Consider the following 2,116-nt stretch of genomic DNA (forward strand, 5'->3'; position numbering starts at 1 on the left):
GCGGAACTCACAGCCGTGCTTGCCAAGCATGACGACGTCGACGGCCTCTGGGTCGTCGCCGAGGCCGAGATCTGCGCCAAAGCGGAGGCTGAATCTGTCGGCAATCTCAAGCGCGTCTGGACCGGGCACGGCCGCAGCCTCGACTGGCCGACCGCCCAGGGCGAAGACTTCCTCCGCCGCGCCGTCGAGGTCAAGAACGTCTGGGTCCCATACGGGGACTGAGGGGAATAGGGGAATAGGGGAATAGGGGAATAGGGTTATCGCCTTCCCTTACTCCCTTACTTCCCTGCAGCCCTGGCCCTCCGCAAATAACGTCCAGTCCGAGAGCACGCATTCATGAAAATCTATCTTGCCGGCCCCGAAGTCTTCCTGCCCAATGCGCGCGAGGTGCTTGATCGCAAGATCGAATTGACCAGGCGCTACGGCTTCGTTCCGGTTTCTCCCGGCGATCTCGAGGTGCCGGCGACCGATACCAAAAGGGCGAAAGGGCTTGCCATCAGCTCGATCAACGAACGCCTGATGATGAGCGCCGACATGATCATCGCCAATCTGACGCCATTCCGTGGCATCGCGGCGGATATCGGTACGGCATTCGAACTCGGCTTCATGTGTGCCCGCGGCTGCCCCGCCTATGCGTTTTCCAACACGGTTGGCGATCACTATGCTCGGGTAGCTGTGCTCTATGAGGGGCGCATCGAGGCCGACGCGCAGGGCAGGCCGCGGGGGCCGGATGGACTGGCCGTCGAAGATTTCGAGATGATCGACAATCTCATGCTCGACGGCGGCATCGAGGCGCGTGGCGGCACGATCGTCACGCGCGAGGTTGCGGCCGAGGCGCTGTACACCGACCATCAGGCCTTCGAGCAATGCCTGCGGCTGGCTGCGGCCAGATTCCCGCGCTGATTTTCATGTTCGGAATGGGAGACAATGTGATGGATCGTGCCGATATCGTCGTGCTTGGAACCTTTGTCGCCGACCTGGCCTTCAAGGCCGAGCGGCTGCCGGTTGTCGGCGAGACACTGCTTGGCCAGGGTTTTGCCATGGGTCCCGGCGGCAAGGGTTCCAACCAGGTGATCGCAGCCGCACGCGCCGGTGCGCGTTCCGCCATGATCACCCGGGTCGGGCAGGATTCGTTCGGTGACATGGCCAGGCAGACCTGGTCGCGGGATGGGGTCGACACCTCGCACGTCCTGATCGACGAGGCCGCCCCGACGGGGGCGGCGTTCATCTTCGTTTCCTCGAGGACAGGCGACAATGCGATCATCATCGAGAGCGGCGCTGCGGCCAATCTGAGCCCTGCCGATGTCCGTGCCGCGGAAGGGCTGATCAGCGGCGCCAGGGTCTTCGTCACCCAGTTCGAGCAGCCCATCGAGACGGCCATCGAAGGCCTTCGCCTGGCACGCGGCCATGGCGTCACCACCATCCTCAACCCGGCGCCGGCGCTGCCGGTCGACGACGCCATCTACGTCAATTGCGATTTCGTCACCCCCAACGAAACCGAGGCCGCGACATTGACCGGGATCGACACGGCAACGGACGAGGGCGCCCTGCAGGCGGCAGCCAGCCTGGTCAGGCGTGGCGCCCGCAATGCGCTCATCACACTGGGTGCCAAGGGCGCGCTGCTGCACGGCGAGGCCGGCACGCATTTCGTCCCGGCCTTCAAGGTAACCAAGGTCGTCGACACGACGGGGGCGGGAGACGCGTTCAACGGCGGCTTCGCCGTTGCGATTGCCGAAGGCCGCAACCCGGTCGATGCCGTCCGTTTTGGCGCTGCGGTGGCCGCCCTTTCGGTGCAGAAGCCGGGTACCGCGCCCTCCATGCCGACGCGGGCCGACATCGACGCCTTCATCCGCGCCAACGGCTAGGGAAGCCACTTCAAGCCAAGCAGAAACAATAGGATAGATAGGTTTCTTGATTCAATAAAAAGCGCAGGCGCGTTAAGAGCGATTGTGCCACGGCGCGCGGCGCCCGACATGTGCCCCCGTCAATCCTTCCTGAAGATGATCCTGCCGAGCCAACCTGTGAGCATGGCCAGCCCGATGGCAAAGAGGCCGTAGCCGAAGCCGTGGTCGGTGGCGAAGCGAAAGATGGTCTGCTCGAAGCCCGACTTGACGAT

4 protein-coding genes are annotated in these 2,116 nt (G+C 63.9%); 3 read left to right on the plus strand and 1 reads right to left on the minus strand.

Features of this window, described 5'->3' with window-relative positions; genetic code table 11:
• The 3 genes from HNQ95_RS33285 to rbsK form a co-directional block, all read left to right on the plus strand.
• The coding region (locus HNQ95_RS33285; RefSeq protein ID WP_182576252.1) for a hypothetical protein at window positions 1-222 on the plus strand (222 nt) is incomplete at its 5' end.
• A 114-nt stretch (window positions 223-336) separates the two neighbouring features.
• On the plus strand, window positions 337-903 hold the full coding sequence (locus tag HNQ95_RS33290) for a nucleoside 2-deoxyribosyltransferase (RefSeq protein WP_067963122.1): 567 nt from the start codon (window positions 337-339) through the stop codon (window positions 901-903).
• A gap of 29 nt (window positions 904-932) precedes the next feature.
• Window positions 933-1,865, plus strand: a complete 933-nt coding sequence (gene rbsK, locus HNQ95_RS33295) for a ribokinase (protein ID WP_067966732.1) — start codon at window positions 933-935, stop codon at window positions 1,863-1,865.
• Window positions 1,866-1,984: 119 nt separating this feature from the next.
• Here rbsK and HNQ95_RS33300 read toward each other — a convergent pair.
• Window positions 1,985-2,116 (minus strand): TIGR02186 family protein (locus HNQ95_RS33300; protein ID WP_182576001.1); only part of this gene is annotated, 132 nt, incomplete at its 5' end.

Source organism: Aminobacter ciceronei (assembly GCF_014138625.1).
GTDB classification, from domain to species: Bacteria; Pseudomonadota; Alphaproteobacteria; order Rhizobiales; family Rhizobiaceae; genus Aminobacter; species Aminobacter ciceronei.

What these genes read in the sequence shown, in the direction of transcription:
- HNQ95_RS33290 (WP_067963122.1), top strand. Translation starts at nt 337, where the DNA reads ATGAAAATCTATCTTGCCGGCCCCGAAGTCTTCCTGCCCAATGCGCGC.
- rbsK (WP_067966732.1), top strand. Translation starts at nt 933, where the DNA reads ATGGATCGTGCCGATATCGTCGTGCTTGGAACCTTTGTCGCCGACCTG.